The organism is Planobispora rosea (assembly GCF_014648175.1).
GTDB lineage: Bacteria > Actinomycetota > Actinomycetes > Streptosporangiales > Streptosporangiaceae > Planobispora > Planobispora rosea.
On sequence record NZ_BMQP01000129.1, the window covers coordinates 1 to 1,137 of the forward strand.

Annotated in this window: 1 protein-coding gene; it reads left to right on the top strand. The window is 70.8% G+C overall.

Annotation, left to right across the window (positions count from 1 at the left end; all coding sequences use genetic code 11):
* A partial coding sequence (locus tag IEZ08_RS39055; RefSeq protein ID WP_189244250.1) for a polyketide synthase dehydratase domain-containing protein occupies positions 1 to 1,137 on the top strand: 1,137 nt, incomplete at both ends.

Below are 1,137 nucleotides of genomic sequence, written 5' to 3' on the forward strand. Positions count from 1 at the left end.
GACGCGGTGTTGTCGGTGATGGGCCCGGCCTGCGTCGAAGGCGAGGAAACGGCGTTCATCGCGCTGCTGCGTCGGGACCGGGACGAGCAGCGCGAGCTGCTGGCCGGAATCGCGCGGGCATGGGCACGCGGGGTGCAGCCCGACTGGGAAGCGTTCTACGCCGGATCCGACGTCCGGCGGGTGGACCTGCCGACCTATGCCTTCCAGCGGGAAAGCTACTGGATGCACGCTCCTACGGTGACCGCCGGCGAGCCGTCGCGTCACGGCCAGGCCGCCACCGGCCACCCGCTGCTGTCCGCCGTCGTCCACCTGCCCGATTCGGACGGTGTGGTGCTGACCGGGAGGCTCTCCCTTGAGTCGCACCCCTGGCTGGCCGAGCACGTCATCGCCGGACAGATGCTCGTTCCCGGCACCGCCTTCGTGGAGATGGCCGTCAAAGCGGGTGACGAGGTGGACTGCGCGTACCTGGAGGAGCTCACCCTGGAGGCGCCGCTGGTGCTCCGCGAGCACAACGCGGTGGCGCTGCGTGTCGTGGTCGGTGCGGCCGAAGAATCCGGCGCACGCGAAGTGGCCATTCACTCGCGATCAGAGGATGACGCCTGGGTGACTCACGCCCGCGGCACGCTGCGGACCGCAGACGCCGCTGCCGTACCCGCCCCGCTGGCCGAGTGGCCGCCTTCGGGCGCGGAGGCCGTCGACGTCACGGGCTTCTATGACGAGCTGAGGGAGCGCGGCTACGACTACGGGCCGCTGTTCCAGGGGCTGCAGGCGGCGTGGCGCCGTGGTGAGGAGGTCTTCGCCGAGGTGTCGGTGGACGCCTCCGTGGACGGATTCGTCCTCCACCCCGCGCTGCTCGACGCAGCCCTGCACGCCGCCGAGGACACCGGTGATGGTGGCCGTACGCTGGTGCCGTTCTCCTGGACTGACGTCGCCCTCCACGCCACCGGCGCCAGGACGCTGCGTGTCCGGATCTCCACGACGGGCCCTGACTCCTTCGCCTTCGAACTGGCCGACCTGACCGGCCGTCCGGTGGCGTCGGTCGGTTCGCTGGTGTCGCGTCCGGTGTCGGGTGTGGGTACGGCTGCGGCGTTGCCGGTGTATCGGGTGGAGTGGCGTGCGGTCACCTCTGGTGAGTCT